The organism is Aeromicrobium flavum (genome assembly GCF_007992115.1).
Classification (GTDB): Bacteria; Actinomycetota; Actinomycetes; order Propionibacteriales; family Nocardioidaceae; genus Aeromicrobium; species Aeromicrobium flavum.
Genome location: NZ_BJZQ01000004.1, coordinates 48825 through 69924, shown reverse-complemented (window position 1 = coordinate 69924; position 21100 = coordinate 48825). Strand labels below are relative to the sequence as shown.

Annotated in this window: 24 protein-coding genes and 3 tRNA genes; 12 read left to right on the top strand and 15 right to left on the bottom strand. The window is 72.9% G+C overall.

Going from position 1 to position 21100, the window contains the following annotated elements; genetic code table 11:
- Nucleotides 1-141 precede the first annotated feature (141 nt).
- A tRNA-Arg gene (locus AFL01nite_RS05905) sits at nucleotides 142-217 on the bottom strand.
- A 100-nt stretch (nucleotides 218-317) separates the two neighbouring features.
- Between AFL01nite_RS05905 and AFL01nite_RS05900 the strand changes: the two genes are divergently transcribed.
- Nucleotides 318-965, top strand: a complete 648-nt coding sequence (locus tag AFL01nite_RS05900) for a TetR/AcrR family transcriptional regulator (protein ID WP_146826421.1) — start codon at nucleotides 318-320, stop codon at nucleotides 963-965.
- A 44-nt stretch (nucleotides 966-1009) separates the two neighbouring features.
- Nucleotides 1010-1099 (top strand) — tRNA-Ser (locus tag AFL01nite_RS05895).
- A gap of 47 nt (nucleotides 1100-1146) precedes the next feature.
- Here the strand turns inward: AFL01nite_RS05895 and AFL01nite_RS05890 are convergent.
- From AFL01nite_RS05890 to AFL01nite_RS05875, 4 genes are all read right to left on the bottom strand, one after another.
- Complete coding sequence (locus AFL01nite_RS05890; RefSeq protein WP_146826419.1) at nucleotides 1147-1590, bottom strand: hypothetical protein; 444 nt, start codon at nucleotides 1588-1590, stop codon at nucleotides 1147-1149.
- 1 nt (nucleotide 1591) lies between these two features.
- A tRNA-Ser gene (locus AFL01nite_RS05885) sits at nucleotides 1592-1680 on the bottom strand.
- A gap of 181 nt (nucleotides 1681-1861) precedes the next feature.
- A complete protein-coding gene (locus AFL01nite_RS05880) occupies nucleotides 1862-2914 on the bottom strand; it encodes a hypothetical protein (protein WP_146826417.1) in 1053 nt (350 codons plus the stop codon).
- The gene (locus AFL01nite_RS05875) at nucleotides 2911-3684 is read right to left on the bottom strand and encodes a carbon-nitrogen hydrolase family protein (protein ID WP_146826415.1); all 774 of its coding nucleotides are present in this window, start codon (nucleotides 3682-3684) and stop codon (nucleotides 2911-2913) included. The genes AFL01nite_RS05880 and AFL01nite_RS05875 overlap by 4 nt, the downstream gene beginning before the upstream one ends.
- A gap of 34 nt (nucleotides 3685-3718) precedes the next feature.
- On the opposite strand from AFL01nite_RS05875, the gene AFL01nite_RS05870 reads away from it, so the two are divergent.
- Genes AFL01nite_RS05870 through AFL01nite_RS05860 form a run of 3 tightly spaced genes read left to right on the top strand, consistent with a single transcriptional unit; the run spans nucleotide 3719 to nucleotide 5815 of the window.
- Nucleotides 3719-4693, top strand: a complete 975-nt coding sequence (locus tag AFL01nite_RS05870) for an NAD(P)H-quinone oxidoreductase (protein WP_146826413.1) — start codon at nucleotides 3719-3721, stop codon at nucleotides 4691-4693.
- Nucleotides 4694-4736: 43 nt separating this feature from the next.
- Complete coding sequence (locus AFL01nite_RS05865) at nucleotides 4737-5246, top strand: bacterial proteasome activator family protein (RefSeq protein WP_146826411.1); 510 nt, start codon at nucleotides 4737-4739, stop codon at nucleotides 5244-5246.
- Nucleotides 5247-5278: 32 nt separating this feature from the next.
- Entirely contained in the window at nucleotides 5279-5815 is a 537-nt protein-coding gene (locus tag AFL01nite_RS05860) for a WhiB family transcriptional regulator (protein ID WP_186813831.1), read from the top strand.
- Nucleotide 5816: 1 nt separating this feature from the next.
- Here the strand turns inward: AFL01nite_RS05860 and AFL01nite_RS05855 are convergent, their stop codons facing one another.
- Genes AFL01nite_RS05855 through AFL01nite_RS05830 form a run of 6 tightly spaced genes read right to left on the bottom strand, consistent with a single transcriptional unit; the run spans nucleotide 5817 to nucleotide 10348 of the window.
- Nucleotides 5817-7322, bottom strand: a complete 1506-nt coding sequence (locus AFL01nite_RS05855) for a sodium/solute symporter (RefSeq protein WP_146826407.1) — start codon at nucleotides 7320-7322, stop codon at nucleotides 5817-5819.
- A complete protein-coding gene (locus AFL01nite_RS05850) occupies nucleotides 7319-7723 on the bottom strand; it encodes a DUF485 domain-containing protein (protein ID WP_146826405.1) in 405 nt (134 codons plus the stop codon). The genes AFL01nite_RS05855 and AFL01nite_RS05850 overlap by 4 nt, the downstream gene beginning before the upstream one ends.
- Nucleotides 7720-8457 carry a LytR/AlgR family response regulator transcription factor gene (locus AFL01nite_RS05845; protein ID WP_146826403.1) on the bottom strand — a complete coding sequence of 246 codons (738 nt, stop codon included), beginning with the start codon at nucleotides 8455-8457 and terminating at the stop codon, nucleotides 7720-7722. The genes AFL01nite_RS05850 and AFL01nite_RS05845 overlap by 4 nt, the downstream gene beginning before the upstream one ends.
- A gap of 36 nt (nucleotides 8458-8493) precedes the next feature.
- Nucleotides 8494-9099, bottom strand: coding sequence for an energy-coupling factor transporter transmembrane component T family protein (locus AFL01nite_RS05840; RefSeq protein ID WP_246119606.1), 606 nt, complete (start codon nucleotides 9097-9099; stop codon nucleotides 8494-8496).
- On the bottom strand, nucleotides 9096-9758 hold the full coding sequence (locus AFL01nite_RS05835; RefSeq protein WP_146826401.1) for an energy-coupling factor ABC transporter ATP-binding protein: 663 nt from the start codon (nucleotides 9756-9758) through the stop codon (nucleotides 9096-9098). The genes AFL01nite_RS05840 and AFL01nite_RS05835 overlap by 4 nt, the downstream gene beginning before the upstream one ends.
- Nucleotides 9755-10348, bottom strand: a complete 594-nt coding sequence (locus AFL01nite_RS05830; RefSeq protein WP_146826399.1) for a biotin transporter BioY — start codon at nucleotides 10346-10348, stop codon at nucleotides 9755-9757. Before AFL01nite_RS05830 ends, AFL01nite_RS05835 begins: the two co-directional genes overlap by 4 nt.
- A gap of 59 nt (nucleotides 10349-10407) precedes the next feature.
- On the opposite strand from AFL01nite_RS05830, the gene AFL01nite_RS05825 reads away from it, so the two are divergent.
- Together AFL01nite_RS05825 and AFL01nite_RS05820 are read left to right on the top strand one after the other, a co-directional pair.
- Nucleotides 10408-10890, top strand: coding sequence for a TetR family transcriptional regulator (locus tag AFL01nite_RS05825; RefSeq protein ID WP_146826397.1), 483 nt, complete (start codon nucleotides 10408-10410; stop codon nucleotides 10888-10890).
- 194 nt (nucleotides 10891-11084) lie between these two features.
- Nucleotides 11085-12035: a putative endonuclease domain-containing protein gene (locus tag AFL01nite_RS05820; protein WP_146826395.1), complete on the top strand. Its 951-nt coding sequence runs from the start codon at nucleotides 11085-11087 to the stop codon at nucleotides 12033-12035.
- Between the two features lie 82 nt (nucleotides 12036-12117).
- On the opposite strand, the gene AFL01nite_RS05815 is transcribed toward AFL01nite_RS05820, so the two are convergent.
- From AFL01nite_RS05815 to AFL01nite_RS05805, 3 genes are read right to left on the bottom strand one after another with little or no spacing between them, the layout of a single operon-like run.
- Entirely contained in the window at nucleotides 12118-13590 is a 1473-nt protein-coding gene (locus AFL01nite_RS05815; protein WP_146826393.1) for a GuaB1 family IMP dehydrogenase-related protein, read from the bottom strand.
- 19 nt (nucleotides 13591-13609) lie between these two features.
- Nucleotides 13610-14749: a sensor histidine kinase gene (locus tag AFL01nite_RS05810; protein WP_246119605.1), complete on the bottom strand. Its 1140-nt coding sequence runs from the start codon at nucleotides 14747-14749 to the stop codon at nucleotides 13610-13612.
- 1 nt (nucleotide 14750) lies between these two features.
- Nucleotides 14751-15431 carry a class I SAM-dependent methyltransferase gene (locus AFL01nite_RS05805; RefSeq protein ID WP_146826391.1) on the bottom strand — a complete coding sequence of 227 codons (681 nt, stop codon included), beginning with the start codon at nucleotides 15429-15431 and terminating at the stop codon, nucleotides 14751-14753.
- Between the two features lie 60 nt (nucleotides 15432-15491).
- On the opposite strand from AFL01nite_RS05805, the gene AFL01nite_RS05800 reads away from it, so the two are divergent.
- Nucleotides 15492-16208 (top strand): Fic family protein, encoded by a 717-nt coding sequence (locus AFL01nite_RS05800; RefSeq protein WP_146826389.1) that lies wholly within the window; start codon nucleotides 15492-15494, stop codon nucleotides 16206-16208.
- Nucleotides 16209-16452: 244 nt separating this feature from the next.
- Here the strand turns inward: AFL01nite_RS05800 and AFL01nite_RS05795 are convergent, their stop codons facing one another.
- Complete coding sequence (locus AFL01nite_RS05795; protein ID WP_146826387.1) at nucleotides 16453-17271, bottom strand: HAD family hydrolase; 819 nt, start codon at nucleotides 17269-17271, stop codon at nucleotides 16453-16455.
- Between the two features lie 131 nt (nucleotides 17272-17402).
- Here AFL01nite_RS05795 and ssd point away from each other — a divergent pair, with 131 nt between their 5' ends.
- Genes ssd through AFL01nite_RS05775 form a run of 4 tightly spaced genes read left to right on the top strand, consistent with a single transcriptional unit; the run spans nucleotide 17403 to nucleotide 21026 of the window.
- Entirely contained in the window at nucleotides 17403-18440 is a 1038-nt protein-coding gene (gene ssd, locus AFL01nite_RS05790) for a septum site-determining protein Ssd (protein ID WP_146826385.1), read from the top strand.
- Nucleotides 18437-19555, top strand: coding sequence for a TadA family conjugal transfer-associated ATPase (locus AFL01nite_RS05785; protein ID WP_146826384.1), 1119 nt, complete (start codon nucleotides 18437-18439; stop codon nucleotides 19553-19555). The genes ssd and AFL01nite_RS05785 overlap by 4 nt, the downstream gene beginning before the upstream one ends.
- Complete coding sequence (locus tag AFL01nite_RS05780; protein WP_146826382.1) at nucleotides 19552-20340, top strand: type II secretion system F family protein; 789 nt, start codon at nucleotides 19552-19554, stop codon at nucleotides 20338-20340. Before AFL01nite_RS05785 ends, AFL01nite_RS05780 begins: the two co-directional genes overlap by 4 nt.
- Complete coding sequence (locus tag AFL01nite_RS05775) at nucleotides 20337-21026, top strand: type II secretion system F family protein (protein WP_186813830.1); 690 nt, start codon at nucleotides 20337-20339, stop codon at nucleotides 21024-21026. Before AFL01nite_RS05780 ends, AFL01nite_RS05775 begins: the two co-directional genes overlap by 4 nt.
- The last annotated feature ends 74 nt before the right edge of the window (nucleotides 21027-21100 follow it).

The window sequence follows — 21100 nt, the reverse complement described above, 5'->3', positions numbered from 1 at the left end:
TGACACAGACCTTTCCTCGCTCGTGACGGAATGCGCGTGTTGCTCAGGAGTCACTGACAAGGACCGCCAAGGATGTTCCACGGTGGCGAAGAGCTGGAAACGAAGAAACCCCCGGCCGACCTGATGGTCGACCGGGGGTCGTGGTGCGCCCGAAGGGATTCGAACCCCTAACCTTCTGATCCGTAGTCAGATGCTCTATCCGTTGAGCTACGGGCGCACGCCCTCACGGGCCTCGACGAGTCTACCGTGAACCCTGCCGAGGTGCGAAATTGGGTGAGGCAACTCCCGTTCCGCGCTCTCGCGCTAGGTTGGATCCGATGTCAGAAACGCCCCGTGTTCCGATGCGCCGCGACGCCGTGGCCAACCGGGAACGCATCATCGACACCGCCGAGGTCTACTTCGCCGCGAACGGCCTCGACGCACCCATGCACGGGCTCGCGGCGGCGGCGAAGGTCGGCACGGGCACCCTCTACCGCAACTTCGCCTCGCAGGAGGAGCTGTGGCGCGCGCTCTACGACCGGCACATCGCGCTCTTCGACGAGATCGCCGAGCGGGCCTTGCTCATCGAGTCGGGCTGGGAGGGGATCGAGCTCGTCCTCGACGAGGCCACGCAGGTGATGATCGACCGGCGCATCGTGGCCGAGGTCATGCGCCGTCAGGCGATCAACGACCCGGACTACCGTCCCACCGACCGGTGGGTGGGCACCCTGCGGTCGCTGGTGGAACGGGCCATCGCCGAGGGCATGGCACGCCCCGACCTGTCGGTCGCCGACCTCAGCGCCGCTCCGCTCATGCTCGGCGCGGTCCACACGGCCGCGCCGGAGAACCGCGAATGGCTCGCCCAGCGGATGCGCGCCCTGCTCCTGGACGGGATGCGGAACCATCCCCACGAGGCCACGCCGTTGGCGGAGCTGCCCTCGGAATTCCACGAGCGAGGCTCCTCGATCGTCAAGCGCTCGCCCTGATTCGGTGACTGGGGGTCGGGGTGGGTATCCTGATCCGGTTGTCTGGAGATGTCGCATAGTGGCCTAGTGCGCCCGCCTGCTAAGCGGGTTGAGGTTCAAACCTCTCGAGGGTTCAAATCCCTCCATCTCCGCCAACCAAGGGTGGAGCAGGTGATCCTGCTCCACCTTTGTCGTTCCCGGGTCAGCTGCCGCCGGTGGGATCGAAGCGGCGGTAGCCGTTCGCGGTGTTGAGCCGGTCGTAGACCTCGCGGATCAGCTCGGCCCGGCGCGTGCGGTCGATGAGGCTGAGCGGGAACGCGGTGACGGCGCCCGCGCCGTCGGTGAAGCGCAGCAGGCCGTCGTCGACCTCGACCGACTCGACCTGCTTCCAGGTGCCGTCGCCGTGGCGGCCGCGCGCGCGGTAGCCGGCGAGGTCCAGGGTCAGCACCACGGGAGGCCGCAGGTTGGCGATCGCGGCCACGAGCAGCGCCACGACGGCGACGATCGCGGCCACGATGACCACCCCGGTGGACAGGGTGCCCCCGCCCGCCGCGAGGAAGGCCACGACCACGCTGATGGCGGCCACGATGAAGCACGCGCCGGCGAGCACCATCAGGTGCGCCCGGTCGAGTCGGTAACGAGTCACGCAGAGGGGGCGGGATTCGAACCCGCGGCTGACATCGCTGCCAGCGACCGCTTTCAAGGCGGTTCCGATCGGCCACTCCGGCACCCCTCCAGGGCCACCGCCGAGGCGACGACTCCTGGAGCGATTCTCGCAGAGCGGCCGTGAGACGTCCGGATGCGGGATCGCCCCACCCCCACTTTTGGAACTCGTTTCACCGTGAACGTCCCATCCGACGTGGAACGAGTTCCAAAAGTGGGCAGCGGCGGCGGAAGGTGGTGCGCGTCCGCGGGGGTCAGCGCAGGGGTGCGAGCCGCTTCGGCTCGGAACGGCGGGACTGCTGCACCGCTCGGGCCGCACGACCGCCGCGCGGCCGGAAGAACACGGCGCGCACGACGAGCCCGAGCACGAGGCCGATGATCGCGCTGTAGAGCGTCGAGAGCGCGAAGTACGAGGGGTAGGCCCGCGGGTCGATGAGCGAGTTCGCCACGATCACGGTGCCGACGACGGCGAAGACGCAGACCCACCAGCCCTCGCGGTACCGGGAGCGCATCGAGGTGCCGACCACCAGGGCCGGGAAGCCGATGAGGAACTCGTACGGGCGCGGCACGCCGCCGATGTTCTGGCGCAGCCACACGATCGTGTCGTCCAGCAGGTTCTTCAGCGCGGGCGAGCCGGCCGTGCGGACGAAGCTGCCGTAGTAGAACAGGCCGACGGCCAGCACGGCGACGACGATGAGGATCTTCAGTTGGTTGCGGCCCAGCCCGTGGAGGCCGGATCCGAGCCGCCACACGATCGCGACGGCCAAGGTCACCGAGACGGCCATGACCATGAGGCCGAACGGGCGGACCTCCACCGTGGCGTTCCACGCGGCGACGCCGGCGGCGCCGCTGAGCGCCAGGGACAGCATCACGACGTACTCCCGCAGCACCTCGAGCAGGCTGTCGGCGGGTCGGGTGAAGACCACCGACGTCACGGCCGACAGCACGGCCGTGGCCCCCGCAGCCGCCGCGAGGAGCCCGTTGACCTCGGTGACGACGGCGAGCGCGGCCAGGACGATCGCGAGGCTGACCCAGATGCGCATGTACCCGCCGACCCGGTGCGTGAGGATCAGGGAGAACGCCACCAGCAGCGCGGCAGCCGACGGCCGCCACAGCCACGACGGTGCGTTCACGTCGGCGATCGACGTCGCCGCACCCGCGGTGCTGAGCACCCACAGGACGAACGTCGCGAGGATCAGCAGGCGCGACCATCGACGGGAGGCGACGCGCGGCTCGCGGGTCGCGACCTCGTACGGGGTCGGGACCGACGTGTCGAGGCGTCGTCGGCCCGGCTGGGCGATCGTCACGGCGTCTGCATCCTCCGGTTGGCGAGCGAGGGGTTGACCTCGCGGGACCGCCGCACGGCGTCCACCGTCATCTGCGCGGTGACCTGCTCGTTCCCCCCGGCGGCTTCGACCACGATAGTTCCCCACGGATCGGCGACCAAGGAGTGGCCGCTGTAGCGCGACCCGCCCTGCCCGGCGGCCGCGACCCAGACCGTGTTCTCGATCGCCCGCGCGCGCAGCAGCGTGCGCCAGTGCTCGACCTTGTGCTCGCCCGCGACCCAGGCGGCGGGCACGACGAACGCCTCGGCGCCGGCGTCCACCAACGCCCGTGACAGCTCCGGGAACCGCAGGTCGTAACAGGTCATCAGGCCCAGGGAGAGGTCGCCGACCGGGATCACGACCGGGGCGATGTCGGCGGCGCGCAGCCGCTCGGACTCCCGGTAGCCGAACGAGTCGTAGAGGTGGATCTTGCGGTACGTCGTGACCAGTTCGCCGTCCGGGCCGAGCACGACGAGGGTGTTGTACGGCAGGTCGTCGGTCCGCTCGAACATGCCCGCGACGATGGTGGAGCCGAGGCGCCTCGCCTGCTGCGACAGGAGGTTCACGAACGGCCCGTCCAGCGGCTCGGCCGCGGCGGCGAGGTCGTGCTCCGGCGGGCCGAAGTCGTGCATCATCGCCTCCGGCAGCACCACGAGGTCCTGTCCGTCGACGGTGCGCAACGAGTCCACGACGAGTTCACGGTTGGCGGCCGGGTCGAGGTCAGCGGCCAGCTGCACGAGCGTCACCTGCATACGCACCAGTGTGCCGGTCACTACCGTGGAGGCCATGCGAGCCGTGATCGTCGAAGAACCCGGAGGCCCCGACAGCCTCGTCGTCGCCGAACTGCCCGACCCCCAGCCCGGACCGGGCGAGGTGGCGATCACCGTCGCCGCGGCCGGGGTCAACCGGGCCGACCTGCTGCAGCGGCAGGGGCACTACCCGCCGCCGCCCGGCACGACCGACGTCATCGGCCTCGAGTGCTCCGGCGTCGTGGCCGAGGTCGGCGAGGGCGTGACGTCCGTCGCCGTGGGTGACGAGGTCTGCGCGCTGCTCAGCGGCGGCGGGTACGCCGAGCGGGTCGTCGTTCCGGCGGGTCAGGTCGCGCGCGTGCCGGCGGGTGTCTCGCTGGTGGATGCAGCCGCCATCCCCGAGACCTACGCGACCGTCTGGTCGAACGTCTTCATGCTGGCCGGGCTGTCCGAGGGCCAGACGCTGCTCGTGCACGGCGGCGGCAGCGGCATCGGCACGACGCTGGTCCCCCTGGCGAAGGCCTTCGGCGCCACCGTGGTCACCACGGTCGGCAGTGCCGAGAAGGCCGAGGTCGTGCGCGGCCTGGGTGCGGACGTCGTCGTCAACTACCGCGAGGACGACTTCGTCGAGGCGTGCCGCGAGGTCGGCGGCGCCGACGTCGTCCTGGACATCATCGGCGGCAGGTACCTGGCCCAGAACGTCGCCGCGCTGGCTCGCGGGGGACGGATCGTCGTCATCGGGATGCAGGGCGGGATGAAGGGCGAGCTGAACCTCGGCGCGCTGCTGGCGAAGCAGGGCACGATCTCGGCGACGTCGCTGCGCTTCCGTCCCGCGGAGGAGAAGGCGGCCATCGTGGCCGAGCTCGTCGAGCAGGTCTGGCCGCTCATCGAGGCCGGCCGGCTGGGGCCGATCGTCCACGAGGTCGTGCCCCTGTCGCGGGTGGCCGACGCCCACCGGATCCTCGAGGAGTCGTCGCACGTGGGCAAGGTCGTGCTCGACCTGCGCGGCTGAGGTCGAGACGTGCGGTCTGGTTCCCCGGCCTAGGCTGGGGCCCATGACCGACGACCGGATCATCGACCCCCAGGGCCAGCCCGTGGCCGCCGCGCAGGACTCCGAGCCCACCCGCACGCCGCTCACCGACCTGGTCGAGCAGCCCGCGAAGGTGATGCGCATCGGCGGCATGATCCGCCAGCTGCTCGACGAGGTGAAGTCCGCTCCGCTCGACGAGGCCAGCCGGTCCCGGCTGCGCGAGATCCACCACCAGTCGATCGACGAGCTCAAGGACGGCCTGGCGCCCGAGCTGGTCGACGAGCTCGAGCGGCTCAGCCTCCCCTTCGGTGCCGAGGCTCCGAGCGACGCCGAGCTGCGGGTCGCCCAGGCCCAGCTGGTCGGCTGGCTCGAGGGACTCTTCCACGGGATCCAGGCCGCGCTGTACGCCCAGCAGGTGCAGGCGCAGAGCCAGCTGCAGAACATGCGGCTCGCCCTTCCCGGCGGCCCCCAGGGTGACGGAACCGACGGCAACGAACAGGTCACACCTTCCGAAACGAGCGGAATGTACCTCTAGACTGGAGTCATCAGCAACTCCAGGAGATGGCAATGAGGCCCACCCTCCCACCGTGCGCCATGGCGCCGGCGATGTACCAGGACGAGACCCTGCTGAACCCGCCGGGCCGCCGCGACGTCACCGTCGAGCAGTGGCGTGACTACCTCTCCAAGCGCGACGCGGCCCACCGCCGTTGCGCCGGCTGCGCGGTCCTGGCCGACTGCCTCTACCGTGCCGTCGTCGACGTCGACGTCGCCGGGTTCCTCGCGTGCACCAGCGAGGCCGAGCGCCGCACGATGCGCCGCGAGCTCGGCATCGAGGTCCAGGTCGACACCAGCCCGTACGGCACCGCCCGCGTGGGCGGCGGACCGGTCGACCACGCCGAGGTGATGGGGGCCCGCAAGGCCCATCCCGACGAGACCTGCCGCGAGCTGGCCCAGCGCCTGGGCTGCTCCACGTCGACGGTGAAGCGGCACCTGCGCCAGGAGCGCGAGGGCCGCGCCGAGGCGCCGGTCGCGACGATCGAGAAGCCGACGATGGGCCAGGTCCTCGATGCCTTCGACCGGCTCGACACCTCGCGCCGCGTCTGACTCAGAACCGCCGGTCGACCTGCACCCGCTCCGGCGTGTGCAGGCGCACCATCGTGCGCCCCACGGTGGCGGGGATCCGTGATCGCGTCGCGAGTGACACGGCGATCATCAGCCCGAACCCGATCGGGACCGACCAGACGGCCGGCTGGCTCATGAGCGTGCCCCACCAGCCGTCGACGTCGAGGGCCAGGGTGACGAAGGGCGCGGCACCGGCGCACACGCCGCCGCCGATCAGTCCGGCGATCGCGCCGGCCGAGGTGAGCCCCCGCCACCAGATCCCGAGCACCAGCAGGGGGCAGAACGTCGAGGCCGCCAGAGCGAAGGCGAAGACCACCGAGCTGGCCACGGGGATCGGCTCGGCGACGAACGCCAGGCTCAGCGGCACGGCCACGCACGCCGCGGCCGCGATGCGCAGCGCCGCGATCGACGACAGCCGGCCGCGCCACGGCCCGTGGTCGCTCAGGCCCTGGCCGACCACGCCCGCGAGTGCCATCGTCACGCCCGACGAGGTCGAGAGGAACGCGGCGAACGCCCCGGCCGTGACCAGGGCGGTCAGGAGCTCGCCGCCCGACCCGGCGATCAGCCGGCTCGGCAGCTCGAGGGCGACGGTGTCGGCGCGGCCGGAGGCGATCAGGTCGAAGGCGTAGACCCGTCCGAGCACGCCGTAGAACGTCGGCAGCAGGTAGAAGGCCGAGATCAGCACCATCACGATCAGCGTCGTGCGTCGCGCGGCCCGGCCGTCGGGGTTCGTGTAGAAGCGCACCACGACGTGGGGCAGGCCCATCGTGCCCAAAAAGGTCGCGACGATGACGGCGTAGGTGCCGTAGATCGCCTCGGGGGTGGCGACGCCGAGCGGGGTCCACCAGTCGGCCGACGCCTGCGCGGCCGGCCGGCCGTCGCGCGACCACGCCAGCAGCAGGAACATCAGCGGCACGAGCAGCGCGGTCAGCTTCAGCCAGTACTGGAAAGCCTGCACGAACGTGATCGAGCGCATGCCACCCAGGACGACGTTGAGGGTCACGATGGCCGCCACCAGCACGGTGCCGACCCAGCGCGGCGCGTCGAGGACGGCCTGCAGGGTCAGCCCGGCTCCCTGGAACTGCGGCAGCAGGTACAGCCACCCGACCGCCACGACGAGCGCGGTCGACACCCGCCGCACCGCGACCGACTGCAGGCGCACCTGGGCGAAGTCGGGGATCGTGTAGGCGCCCGAGCGCCGCAGCGGTGCGGCGACGAACACCAGCAGCAGCAGGTACCCCGCCGTCCACCCGATCGGGTACCAGAGCATGTCGGCGCCGTGGGTGAGGACGAGTCCCGCGATGCCCAGGTAGGAGGCGGCCGACAGGTACTCGCCGCTGATCGCCGACCCGTTGAGGACCGGCGAGACCGACCGCGAGGCGACGTAGAAGTCGCTCGTGGTCCGGCTGATCCGCAGGCCGAAGGCGCCGATGGCGAGCGTTGCGATGGAGACCAGCGAGACCGCGACGATCCCCCACGTGGGGCTCATGGACGGCCGTCGCTCGGCTCGACCAGGTGCGTGAAGAGGCGCTCGGCACGCTCGACGTGGCGCACGTACAGCCAGCCCAGCACGATGACGCCGGCATGGACCCCGCCCCCGAGGACGAGCCACGGCAGCGGGATGCCGAGGACCCGGCCGTCGTTCAGGCCCGGGACCCACAGGAAGACCAGGGGCAGGCTGACGACGGTCAGCAGCAGCGTGATCGCGACCGTGGCCGCCGCGCGCAGTTGGGACCGGATGAGGGACTGCATGTAGACCTCGCCGACGCCGGTGGCCTCGTCGATCTCCTGGCCCACCGTGCGGCGCACATGGGTCGACGCCGTCGAGAGCGGGCTGGTGATCCGGACCCGGCCGGTCGACGGCTCCGCCGGAGGGGTCGGCTCCGTCACGGCGTGTGCTCGCCGATCAGCTCGCGGAGCGCACGCGTGTGCCGCCGGGCCACCTGCAGTTCGGTCGTGCCGCCACCGGGAGCGGGGACGACGACGCTCGCGCGGCCCGAGGACATCCGGACCTCGACGATGTGCGCGCGGTTCACGACGAGGCTGCGGTGGATCCTCAGGAAGCCGGCGTCGGCCCAGTCCTCGGCCAGCGAGCCCAGCGGCGTGCGGATCAGGTGGCTGGACCCGTCCAGCGTGTGCAGGCGGACGTAGTCGCCCTGCGCCTCGGCGTGGGTGACCTTCGAGCGCGAGACGAAGCGCGTGACGCCGGCCAGCTCGACCGCGATCGTGTCGTCGGACTCCGCGCCGCCGCCGTCGGAGTCGGCGACCGCCCGGCGCACGCTCTCGCGCAGGCGCTCCTCGCGGATCGGCTTGAGCAGGTAGTCGACGGCGTTGAGGTCGAACGCCTCGACGGCGTGCGCGTCGTGAGCCGTGACGAAGATGATCTGCGGCGGCGACTTGAACTTGCCCAGCAGCCGCGCGATGTCGATCCCGGTCAGCCCGGGCATCGCGATGTCGAGGAACAAGAGGTCGATGTCGCCGGAGTCGAGGCGGCGCAGCGCCTCCGTGCCGGACCGGGCCGTGTCGATCGTGCCGATCCGGTCGTCGCGGCCCAGCAGCCACACGAGCTCGTCGAGCACCGGCTGCTCGTCGTCGACCACCAGCGTCCGCAGTGCGCGCCCCATGGGAGTGAGCCTAGTCACTGCGGTGGACGGACGACGTCAGTCGGCGATGCCGCGCGCGTGCAGGGCGTCGCCCGTGTCGCGGGCGCGGGCGACCACCCGCAGGACCAGGGGAGTCGTGCGGGCTCGGAGGCTGCGCTCGAGCCCGCGGGCGCGGGCGGCGTCGCGTGTCTCGGCGGCCAGCTCGAGCGTTCCCGGCAGGGCGCGCAGCGTCAGCGAGAAGGCCAGTCCGACGCGCTCGGGGTCGACGCCGAGGCGTCGGAACGGGCCGAGCGCCCGCACGATCGTGTCGAGCAGGTCGTTGACCGCGGTGGTCGCCGTCAGGACGGTCGCCGCCAGGATCAGGGCCGTCAGGTCGCCGACCACCTCGATCGCGCGCGGCCAGCCGTTCTGCCACGCGTTGAACGCGAGGAGCAGGGCGGCCACGACGGCGAAGCGGCGCAGCGCCGCGAGGACCGACCGCGCGGAGAGGCCGGCGACGGTGGCCAGGACGAGCGTCCCCGCCACGAACCCGACGGCGGACCACGGGCCGTGGACCATCAGCACGACGACGCTGAACAGCAGGAGGGCGACCAGCTTCGGGCCGGGCGTGGTGCGGTGCAGCAGCGACGTCCCCGGTTGGTGGACGCCCAGCGGGGCGCTCACGACACCAGCGTCCGGTACCGGTCGACCGCGGTGGCGGCCGGGCCGTCGAAGGCGATCGCGCCCGCGTGGACGACGAGGGCACGATCGCACCGCGCCGCGAGCTCGAGATCGTGGGTGACCAGGACCAGCTGCTGCTCGAGCCCCAGCAGCACCTCGCCGACGCGGCGGGTGTTGGCCAGGTCCAGCAGCGTGGTCGGCTCGTCGGCGACGAGCACGGCGGGATCGGTGGCCAGCACCGTCGCGATCGCGAGCAGCTGCCGCTGGCCGCCGGAGAGGGCGTGGACGCTGCGCTGCGCGAGATCGGCGAGGCCGAAGCGCTCCAGTACGGCGAGGGCGGCCGCCGTCCGCGACGCCTTCTCGCGGTGGGTCTTGCGCAGCGAGAGCTCGACGTCCTCGGCGACCGTCGGCATCACCAGCTGGGCGTTCGGGTCGGTGAAGACGAAGCCGACGCGCCGGCGGACCTCGCGGCCGTCGCGGCGGGTGTCGAGGCCGTCGACCAGGACGCGTCCGCTCGTCGGCTCGACGAGCCCGTTGAGCAGGCGGGCGAGCGTGGACTTGCCCGACCCGTTCGAGCCGATGACCGCGACGCGCCGCTCGGCGAGGCGCAGCGAGGTCGGCTCCAGGCGTCCCTCGACGCCGGCCTCGACGAGCTCGATCACTTCCGGCGTGCCGGCAACAGGTCGGGGAAGGCGCGGTGCACGGCCGTGGCGACCGACGCCATCGCGAGGTTCTTGATCACGTCGCCGGGCCAGAAGGCGAGGTCGACCGTCGCTGCCGCACCCAGGTCCATCGGGACGCGCCAGGCCATCCCGAGGATGCCCAAGGTGTGGATCAGCAGGGCGCTGGACGACAGGCCTGCGACGAAGATCAGCGGGATGCTCGTGGCGACCTTGTCCCGGGGCAGCCGCTCGACGATGAACCCGCACAGGGCCGCCGCGAACGGGAAGCCGACCAGGTAGCCCATCGAGGGGCCGGCGAAGACGGCCAGTCCGGCGGCGCCGCCGGAGAACACCGGGAGGCCGGCTGCACCGAGGGCGAGGTAGAGCAGCACGGCGAGGAAGCCGCGCTTGGCGCCCAGGACGGCACCCGACAGCAGGACGGCGAAGGTCTGCAGCGTGATCGGCACGAGGCCGGCGCCGACGTGCAGTGCGGGCAGCAGGGCGCAGGCGGCGATGAGGGCGGCGAACGCCGCGACGAGGGCGATGTCGGTGGTCGTGAGTCGGCGGCTCGCCGTGGCGGTGCGGGGCATGAGGTCTCCTGAACGGTGTTCACCTGAACGGTGTTCAGGCTAGCCGATACAGTGGGTGCATGGCCAACTCCCTCGACGACGTCGTCTCCGGGGCGTTGCGCGTCCTGGGCCAGTACGGCCTCGAGTTCTGCTCGATGCGACGCGTGGCGGGCGAGCTGGGCGTCCAGCCGAGCGCGCTCTACCACCACGTCCCGGACAAGCAGACGCTGCTGGCCCTCATGGCCGACCGCATCGTCGCCGGCGTCGAGGTCGGGTCCGACCCCGAGAAGGCCGCCCACGCCCTGCGCGACGCGATGCTCGCGGTGCGCGACGGCGCCGACGTCGTGGCGACGGCGTCCGCCTTCCGGCTGGGCGACTCACGCCTCGAGAACGAGCTCGCGGCGCTGACGTCCGCCGACGTGGCGCGCACCGTGCTGCTCTACGTCTTCGGCCACACCCAGGCCACGCAGATGCACCGGCAGGCCGCCCAGGTCGGCATCCTCTCCGAGGACCCCGACCTCGACGCCTCCTTCGCCCGCGGGCTTGCCCTCATCCTGCGCTGACGGTCCCGCCGAGGGCGGTGAGCCTGGTCCCACGGCTCCCGGAGTAGCGGTGAGCGTGCTCCCACCGACGTAGCCCGGGTGGGACTCAACTCACCGCCCTCGGCGGATCCACAGGCGGGCCGGCCGCGAGGACGTCCTCCACAAGGGCGTCTGCTGCTCTGTTCCCGAGCTTCCGCGTGGCGTCTGATCGGTCCATGCCTGCTCCCAGCCCCGTCCCTGCTCGGTTCCTCTCCGGGCCCTTCCGCCGAGATCAGTTCGTCGAAGCCGGCCTCTCGCCGAAGCTGCTCGTCGGCCGGCGTTTCACGCGCGTGTTCCCGAACGTGTGGACCGCGACGGCGCTCACGCACGAGCAGCGCATCCAGGCGGCGGTCCTCTCCCTGACGCCACGTGCAGCACTGAGTCACGTGACGCGCATCCAGGCACTGGGGTTGGAGCGCGGCCCGACCGATCCGCTGCACTTCACGGTCATGGGCGACCATCACATCGACACCGAAGGCATCTTCCTGCACCGGACGGTGGCGATGCCGCCACGCGACGGCCTGGGAGTGACCCCGGCGGCGGCCTTCGTGCAGTGCTGCGCCGATCTCCGACTGCTCGATCTGGTCGTGATCGGTGACTGGTTGCTCGCCCAGGAGCACGCCACGATCGACGAGATCCATCACGTCGCGCTCAAGCACCCGTGGCGTCCGGGAGCCCAACAGGTCCACGCCGTGCTCCCGTGGCTCCAGGAGCGGTCGCGCTCACCGAAGGAGTCGGAGCTGCGCGCGCTGATCGTGGCCTGCGGCCTGCCCGAGCCGGAGATCAACGCTCCGGTCATCGACGAGGTCGGGCGAGAGGTGGCCGTCGTCGACCACCTGTTCCCGCGCTGGCGGTTCGCGTTGGAGTACGAGGGACGGCAGCACGCCGAGGACGTGCGTCAGTTCGCCCGGGACATCGCCCGGTACGCGGACCTGCGGAGGCTGGGAGTCGACTACCTCCAGGTCACCGCAGCGATGCTGGCGTCACCCCGCGCGACGATGACGCAGATCCATCGTCGACTCGCCGAGCGGGGCTACGACGGATCGGCGCCGGTGTTCGGCGGGACCTGGTTCTCGCTCTTCGGTCCGGTCCCGGTGGTCGGCACCGCTCGAGGGGCGGTGCGCTGAGTCCCACTGGGCCGGTCTCCGTGGGACTCAGCTCACCGCCCTCCGCGGGGTGGTGGGACCCAACTCACCGCCCCCCGGCGGCTCACCAGGAGGCGTGCAGGGGGCGGCCCTCGTCGTAGCCGGCGCTGGACTGCAGGCCGACGGTGGCGCGCTCGGCGAAGTCGACCAGGGTGCGGGCGCCGGCGTACGTGAAGGACGAGCGGACGCCGGCGGTGATCTGATCGATCAGGTCCTCGACGCCGGGACGCTCGGGATCGAGGAACATCCGCGAGGTCGAGATGCCCTCTTCGAACAGTGCCATCCGGGCACGCTCGAAGCCGGCCGCGTCACGCGTGCGGTTGGCCACGGCGCGCGAGGACGCCATCCCGAACGACTCCTTGTAGGCCCGTCCGTCGGCGCCGAGCTTGAGGTCGCCGGGGCTCTCGTGGGTGCCCGCGAACCAGGACCCGATCATGACGCTGCCAGCACCGGCGGCCAGGGCGAGGGCGACGTCGCGCGGCCAGCGCACGCCTCCGTCGGCCCACACGTGGGCGCCCAGCTCGGCCGCGGCCGCGGAGCACTCGAGCACGGCCGAGAACTGCGGTCGGCCGACGCCGGTCATCATGCGGGTCGTGCACATCGCGCCCGGCCCGACGCCCACCTTGGCGATGTCGGCACCGGCGGCCACCAGGTCGCGCACCCCGTCGGCCGAGACCACGTTGCCGGCGGCGATGGGCAGCCGGCGCCCGGTGGCGGCCTCGTGCGCCTCACGCACCTCGACCACGAGCGGCAGGGCGTCGAACATCTTGGCCTGGTGACCGTGGGCGGTGTCGACGACCAGCACGTCGACGCCGATCTCGATCAGCGCCTCCGTCTTGGCCCGGACGTCGCCGTTGATGCCGATCGCGCCGCCGACGACCAACCGGCCGTCGGGGTCGGTGGCGGGGGTGTAGATCGTCGAGCGCAACGCCCCCTTGCGGGTCAGCACGCCGACCAGCGCGCCCCCGTCGACGACCGGGGCGAACGGGACGTGCTGCTCCGACAGCTGGTTGAACATCTCGCGCGGGTCGCCGCCGGCCTCCAGCACGAAGGGATCCGTCAGCATGACCTCGCGAACCTGGGCGAAACGGTCGATCTCGTGTGCCTGGTTCGGGGTGAACACCCCGACGACCTTCAGCTCGGGACCACTCAGCGAGTCGACCACGACCGCACCGCCGTGTGCCCGCTTGGGGACGAGGCTCAGCGCCTCGCCGACGGTCATCGTGGGCGTGAGCACGACCGGGGTGTCGTAGACGGTGTGCGCGGCCTTCACCCGGCCGACCGTCTCGGCGACGATGTCGAGGGGGATGTCCTGCGGGAGGATCGCGATGCCGCCGCGGCGGGCCACCGTCTCGGCCATGCGTCGACCCGAGACGGCCGTCATGTTGGAGACCACGAGGGGCAGCGTCGCCCCGGTGCCGTCGGTCGTGGACAGGTCGACGTCGAAGCGCGACGCCACGTCCGAGCGTCCCGGCACCATGAAGACGTCGTTGTAGGTCAGGTCGTGACTGGGCTGCAGATCGTTGAGAAACCTCACCGCGCAAGTCTACGGACGTTCAGTCCACCGTGGTGGGAGTGAATTTCGGGATCCGGAGCGTGACCTTCGTGCCCATGCCGGGGGCGGTCTCCACGACCAGCCCGTGGTCGTTGCCGTAGACCGTGCGCAGCCGCTCGTCGACGTTGGCCAGGCCCACCGACGGCGAGCTGGTGCGGCCGGCCAGGGCGGCCCGCACGGTCTCGGGGTCGGAGCCCACGCCGTCGTCCTCGATCGAGATCAGGCACTCCGCGCCCGCGTCCTGGGCGGTGACGGTCAGCGTGCCCGGGCCGGGCTTGCGCTCGAGGCCGTGCCGGACGGCGTTCTCGACCAGCGGCTGCACGGTCAGGAACGGCACGGTCAGGCTCAGCACCTCCGGCGCGATGCGGGTGACGACGCGCAGCTTGTCGCCGAACCGGGCCTTCTCGAGCACGAGGTACCGCTCGATCGAGCGCAGCTCCTCGGCCAGCGTCGTGTAGTCGCCGTGCTGGCGGAACGAGTACCGGGTGAAGTCCGCGAACTCCAGCAGCAGCTCGCGGGCGCGCTCGGGGTCGGTGCGCACGAACGACGCGATCGCGCCGAGCGAGTTGTAGATGAAGTGCGGAGAGATCTGCGCGCGCAGGGCCCGCAGCTCGGCCTCCATGAGCGCGGTGCGGGAGGCTGACAGCTCGGCGAGCTCGAGCTGGCTCGACACCCACCCGGCGACCTCGATCGTGGTGCGCGCCAGTCCGGCGGAGGCGCTGTCGTCGACCACGACGATGCTGCCGACGACCCGGCCCTCGACCGAGAGCGGCGCGACGATCACGCGGTTCGACGCCTGCGCCCGGCCGTACTCGAGCACGACCCCGACGAGGTCGGCGGTCAGCTCGGTCTCGTCGGTGCCGGCCCAGCCGAGCGGTCCGTGGGTGTCCGTGATCCCGACCGTGCGGCCGCCGATCAGCTGGCGCAGGTGGGGCAGGGCGCGGCTCGCGCTCTCGGTGTCGAGGCCCGATCGCAGCGCGGGCGCGGCCAGGGCTGCGGTGTGCAGGGTCTGGTAGGTGGCCCGGTCCTCGGGCGAGCCGAGGCTGCGGCGGCGGCTCAGCAGCACCCACCGCGTGAGCAGCGCCAGGCCGGCGAGCACGGCGACGACCACCACGGCGGTCGCGACGTCGAGGGGACCCACGTCAGTCCAGCGAGAGCAGGATCGCGTCCGGCGGGTCGGGCTCGGAGGCCAGCGCCGACTTGTCGACGACCGCGCGGACGCACCGCGTCTCGTGCCGCAGGCGCAGCTTGGAGCTGCTGGTCGAGTACTCGCGCCACAGGTCGTGCACGGCGCCCAGCGCGGACTCCGGGACGGTGGGGCGGCGGGTCTGCTCGGCGAAGCGCAGCAGGTGGGGGAGGTCGAGCTCCTCCCACGCGTTGAAGACCTCGACCTCCGGTGTGCCGAACAGGCCCGAGGCGGAGAACGTGTCGACGGCGGGCTCGGGGGCCTCGCGGTCGCCGGTGATGGCGCGCAGGCGGCGCATCCACGGGATCGAGTCGTCGTACCGCCGGCTCATGCTCGACAGCAGGCCGCCGGGCACCAGCACGCGGGCGTACTCGGCCAGCGCGGCCGGCGACTCCTCGAAGAAGGGGGTGATGACGACGTCGAAGGTCGAGGACCGCAGCGGCAGCCGGTCGCCGCCGGAGCAGACGTAGGAGAGCTCGGGGTTGCGCACCTGCGAGACGTCGTCGCCCAGCACGAGCACGTCGTGCCCCTGCTCGGCCAGCTCGTAGGCGAGTCCGCCGTCCCCGAGGTGCAGCACGGTGGACAGCCGGTCGCCGACCATCCACTTGGCGGCGCGTGCTGCGGGGATGACGTCCACCCTCCGAGGCTACCGCCGGGCACGACCGGGGCCCGGACGCGCGCTGGGTACGCTGCGTGCGTGTCCGATCCCTTCATCGCCGCCGCCTCCCTCGAGGGTGTCCCCTCGGCCTTCCGGGCCGCTCGGGACGGGATGGACGCGATCCTGCGCGACCGCGGCCTGCGCCGCAGCACGCCCGACGACACGGCGCGCTCGCTGCTGATCGGGGCCTGGGCGAACGCGACCCTCGAGGGCAGCGAGTGCGACCTCGACGAGCTCGCGTCCGGGGGAGGCGACGCCACCGCCCGGGCGGCGGTCCGGCTCTCGACCGAGCTGCTCGGCCTGCTGCCCACGTGGCAGCGATCGCCCGTCCAGGCCGTCGCCCGGCTGCACGCCCTGGCGGCCGCGGGCTCCGTCCCGGACGAGGATCTCGGACGGCCCGTGAACCCCACGGGCACGGCACGGCTCACGCAGCTCGCCTCGCTGCTGGCGGAGAAGACCGAGGCCCCGGCGCTCGTCGTCGCGGCGCTCGTGCACGCCGAGATCGCCGCGGCCGGCGCGTTCGTCTCGCACAACGGCGTGGTCGCCCGGGCCGCGGAGCGCCTGGTCATGGTGTCCCGCGGTGTCGACCCGGCGTCGGTGACGGTGCCCGAGGCCGGGCACGTGGCAGCGGCCCCCGATTACTTCAGTCGGCTCGCGGCTTACGGGTCCGAGGACACCGGCGTGCACCAGTGGCTGCTGTACGCGGCGGAGGCCTACACCCGCGGGGCCGAGGCGTCGCCCCTGTCCTCACGCTGAGCCCTCGCGCTGAGCCCTCGCGCACAGGACGACGGCGCCGAGGGAGGCCCGACGCCGTCGTGGTGCCCGGACGTCACGGTGATCATGCGTGCCTTCGTTGATCATCGCCTCGGGGCCGCGGTTGTCGAAGAAGCTGCGGGTGTCCCGGGTGCGATTGCCCTGAATGAAGGGAGGTCGCCGCGTGGGTGCCGTGGTGCGGGCTGCTCTGGAGTTCTGACTCCAATGTGCCCCAGAAGCGCTGGGATCACAAGGGTTCGGGGCGAGGCCGTCGCTTCAGTGCGGCGCTGATCCCCAAGGCCAGCAGCGAGGCCGAGGCCGCGAGTCCGCCGAGCGCCATCGCCTTGCCGGTGGTCGACTCGGGCACCAGCCGCGAGCGCAGCGCGGTGGGCCGCTCGAACGTCAGGATCGTCCACCCCTCCTCGACCGCGCGGCGGCGCAGGCCCTTGTCGGGGTTGACCGCGAAGGGGTGGCCGACGGCCTCGAGCATCGGGATGTCGGTCTCGGAGTCGGAGTACCCGAAGCTGCGGGACAGGTCGTACCCCTCGCGCTCGGCCAGCTCGCGCATCGCCGTGACCTTGTGGGGCCCGTACGAGTAGTGCAGGATCTGGCCCGAGTAGCGGCCGTCGACCTCCTCGAGGCGCGTGGCGATGGCGTGCTTCGCACCGAGCATCTCGGCGATCGGCTCGACCATCTCGGAGCCGGAGGCCGACACGATGATGACGTCGTTGCCGGCCTCGCGGTGCTGGTCGATGAGGTCGAGCGCCTCGGCGTAGACCAACGGCTCGATGACGTCGTGCAGGGCCTCGCGGACGATCTGGCGCACGGTGACGGCGTCCCAGCCCGTGACCATCCGGCTGATCTCGACGCGCATCTTCTCGAGCATGTCGTGGTCGGCGCCGCCCGTGCTGAACACGAGTTGGGCGTAGGCGCTGCGCAGCACGGTGCGCCGGTTGAGCAGTCCCTCGGCGAAGAGCGACTTGCTGAAGGCAAGCGTGCTCGACCTCGCGATGATGGTCTTGTCGAGGTCGAAGAAGGCGGCGGGACGTCCCGCGGGGGTCGCCATGGCCCCCAGCGTAGGCGGTCCGACCCCGTCGACCTCGCCTTTCGTCCACAAGGTGCGTCACATCGGTCCCGTCGTCCACACCCCGGTGACGACCCCTGTCGCCGCGCTGGGGCCGCGGGCACGGTGGGCGCATGGACCACCGTGAAGACCTCGCCCCGCCTCTCGTCGTCACGAGCGACGAGTCCTTCGCCGAGAGCGCTCGGCGCTGGTGTGCCGCCGCGGGCCACGAGGCCGAGACCATCGCCGACCTCGACCGGGTCCGGCGGGCCTGGCGGTCCGCGCCAGCGGTGCTCGTCGACGCGCGCCACCTCGGGTCGCTGCTGGCGGTCGACCTCCCGCGCCGCGACGAGGTGGTCGTCGTGGCTCCCGACCCGCGAGTGGCGTGGCGGGAGGCGCTCGACCTCGGCGCCCGTGACGTCCTGGCGGCCACCGAGGACGCCGCGATCGTCGGGGCCCTCGTGCGCGCGCTCGACGGGTCGGGCGAGGCCTGTGCGATCACCGTCGTGGGCGCGACGGGTGGCGTCGGTGCGTCCACGCTCGCGGCGGCGACGGCCGGTCTCGCGGCACGGCGCGACCTCGCGCCGGTATTGATCGACGGCGACCCGACCGGCGGCGGACTCGACCTCCTCACCGGCAGCGAGGCGGCGACCGGATCGCGCTGGAACGACCTGGACGGCGCGGTCGGCCACGTCGGCGCGGCCGAGCTCGTCTCCACCCTGCCCGTCGACCGTGGCCTCGCCCTGGTCTCGTTCGGCCGGTCCGGCACGCCGGTGGGAGGCGCGACCCCGGTGATCGCGGCGGCGATGCGGGGGTTCGACGTCGTCGTGGCCGACGTCCCGCGTCACCTCGACGGACTCGGGCGTGAGTTGGTGTCGCGCTCGGTCCTCACGGTGCTCGTCGTGCCGCGCCGCCTGCGCGGGGTGGTGGCGGCACGGGCCCTGGCGGAGCGCCTCGAGGCCTGGTCGAGCGCGATGGCGGTCGTCACCCGCTCCGCACCATCGGGGATGCCGCCGGCAGCGGTGGGTCGCGAGCTGGGGCTCCCGGTGCTGGCCGACATCGGCTCGTCGCGGCGGCTGCCCGCCGACCTCGAGCACGGGCTGGGGCCGATGCGCGCCCGGTCCGTCGTGGCGGCCGCCCGGCGGGTCCTCGACACGGTCGGCCTCCGATGAGCGGAACGGACGGCGACGTGGTCGAGCGGGTGCGCCGGCGACTGGCGGGATCGGGCGCCGAGCCCACGCCCCACACGGTCGCCGAGGCCCTGCGGGCCGAGGACCAGTTGTGGGGCACCACCACGGTGCTGGCCATCGTCGAGCAGCTGAGGAGCGAGGTGCTCGGCGCCGGCGTGCTGCAGCCGCTGCTCGAGCTCCCGGGCGTCACGGACGTCCTGGTCAACGGGGCGGAGGGCGTCTACGTGGACGCCGGCGACGGGCTCGTCCGCCGGCCCGACGTGACCTTCGCCGACGAGGCCACGGTGCGGCGGCTGGCACAGCGTCTGGCGGCCACCACCGGTCGCCGGCTCGACGACGCGTCGCCGTGGGTCGACGGCCGGCTCGGTGACGGCACGCGGCTGCATGCCGTGCTCTCGCCGGTGGCGCGCACGGGGACGGTCATCTCGCTGCGCGTCCCGCCCCGCCGGGCTCTGTCGCTGGACGAGCTCGAGCAGCGCGGATCGGTCGCGCCGGCCATGGCGACGGCGTTGCGCGAGCTCGTCGCGTCCCGGCGCAGCTTCCTCGTTACCGGGGGCACGGGCTCGGGCAAGACGACCGTCCTGGCGGCCCTGCTGGGACTCGTCCCGGCGGAGGAGCGGATCGTGGTCGTGGAGGACTCCGACGAGCTGCGACCCGACCACCAGCACGTCGTCGGGCTGGTCGCACGGCCGCCGAACATCGAGGGTGCCGGCACGGTCACGTTGCGGGACCTCGTCCGCCAGGCGCTGCGGATGCGCCCCGACCGCATCGTCGTCGGCGAGGTGCGCGGGGCCGAGGTGGTCGACCTGCTCGCCGCGCTCAACACCGGTCACGAGGGCGGGTGCGGCACCGTCCACGCGAACGCCCCGGACGACGTCCCGGCACGGCTCGAGGCGCTCGGCGTCGCGGCCGGGCTCAGCCGCGACGCGGTGCAGGCGCAGGTGGGTGCGGGGCTCGACGCCGTCGTCCACGTGGTCCGTCACGCCGACGGGCGCCGGGAGGTCGCAGCCGTCGCCGACGTCGCCGCAGAGCCCGGTGGTCGCCTGGTCGTGCGGTCGCGGCTGGTCGTGCGCCGCGGTCGGGTCGTCGACGCGTGAGCCTCCTGGCCGCGGTGCTGGCGGCCGCTGCGGTCCTGGTGGGGAGACCGCCGTCGTCGTGGGTGAGGATCCGTGTGTCCGGGGCCGCCTGGCCGCGGCCGGGGCGCCGCGAGCTCTGGCTGGTGATCGCCTCGGCACTGGTCGCCAGCCTGCTGGTGCTCCCTCCGGCGCCCACGATCGTGGCGTGGGCCGCGTCGGCGATCGCGGCGAGTACGGCTCTGCGCTGGACCCGGGCGGCCTCCCGCCGGCGCCGGACCGTGGAGCGCGACCGGTGCCAGGCCGTGATCGACGGACTCGTCACCGAGCTGCGCAGTGGCGTCCCGCCCGTCCTGGCGCTGCAGCGAGCGGCTGCCGAGTCGGGGGCGCTCGCGTCGGCGGCCACCGCGGCGGGTGGTGGCGGTGACGTGGCCTCCGCCCTGATGGCGGAGGGCGGCCGTCCCGGAGCCGAGCCGTTGCGGTCCGTGGGGCAGGCATGGGCGGTGTCGGAGGCGTGCGGTGCCCCGCTGGTCGCGACCCTCGAGCGGGTGCGCGAGGCCCTGCGCGAGGAGCGCGAGCTCGAGCGTGAGCTGGCCGCCGGCGTGGCGCCCGCGCGGGCCACGGCCGCTCTGATGGTGGCCATGCCACCACTCGGGCTCGGCCTGGGCTCCGGGCTCGGGGTCGACCCCGTGGAGGTCGTCCTCACGACGGTGCCCGGTGCGCTCTGCGTGGCCGCGGGGACCGGTTTCGCTCTCGTCGGGATGCGCTGGATCGAGCTCATCGCCGACCGCGTCGAGGCGGGCGTGTGACCGCGGGCCTGTTGGTGGCGGCCGCCATCCTCGTCGCACTCCCCGGCGCGGCCGGTCGACGGGCCACGCGGCTGCGCGGCGGCGGGACGGTGCCCCGGCCCGGGCTGCCCGCCGTCGCTGCCCTCTCGGTGCCCCTGCTGTCGCTGCTGCTGTTCGGTCCCGTGGGCCTGGTGGCCGGGCTCGCGGCGGCGCCCCTGGTGCACCGGCAGGCCGCCGGCTGGGAGTCGGCCGGGTCGCGGCGGCACCGTGAGCTGCTCGTCCGGCAGGCGCCGCTGGCGCTCGACCTCGTCGCGGCCGTCCTGGCTGCGGGGCGCTCGCCCCACGACGCGGTGCGGGTGGTGGCCCTCCACACGCCGGCGCCCCTGGGGGAGGAGCTGATCGCGCTGGCCCACCGCGTGAGGCTGGCGGCGGACCCCGCGATGGCGTGGCGGTCGCTCGACGGCGATGTCCTCGAGCCGGTGGGACGCGCCTTCGCCCGGGCCGAGACGTCCGGGGCCGCGATCGTGCCGCTGGTGCGCGACACCGCCGACGACCTGCGCCGGCGGGCGCGCGCAGCGCGACGCGAGAGCGTCGGGCGCGTCGGTGTGCGCACCACCGTGCCGATGGGGCTGTGCCTGTTGCCGGCGTTCGTCCTCGTCGGGGTCGCGCCCACCGTGCTCGCCGCCCTGGGGTCGGCCGGCTTCTGAGTTCTCCCCAGCCCGTGTCCAGCGGTGCCGGTTGTCCCCAGCCCCGGATGCGCACCGCACCTCGAGGCCGCTGA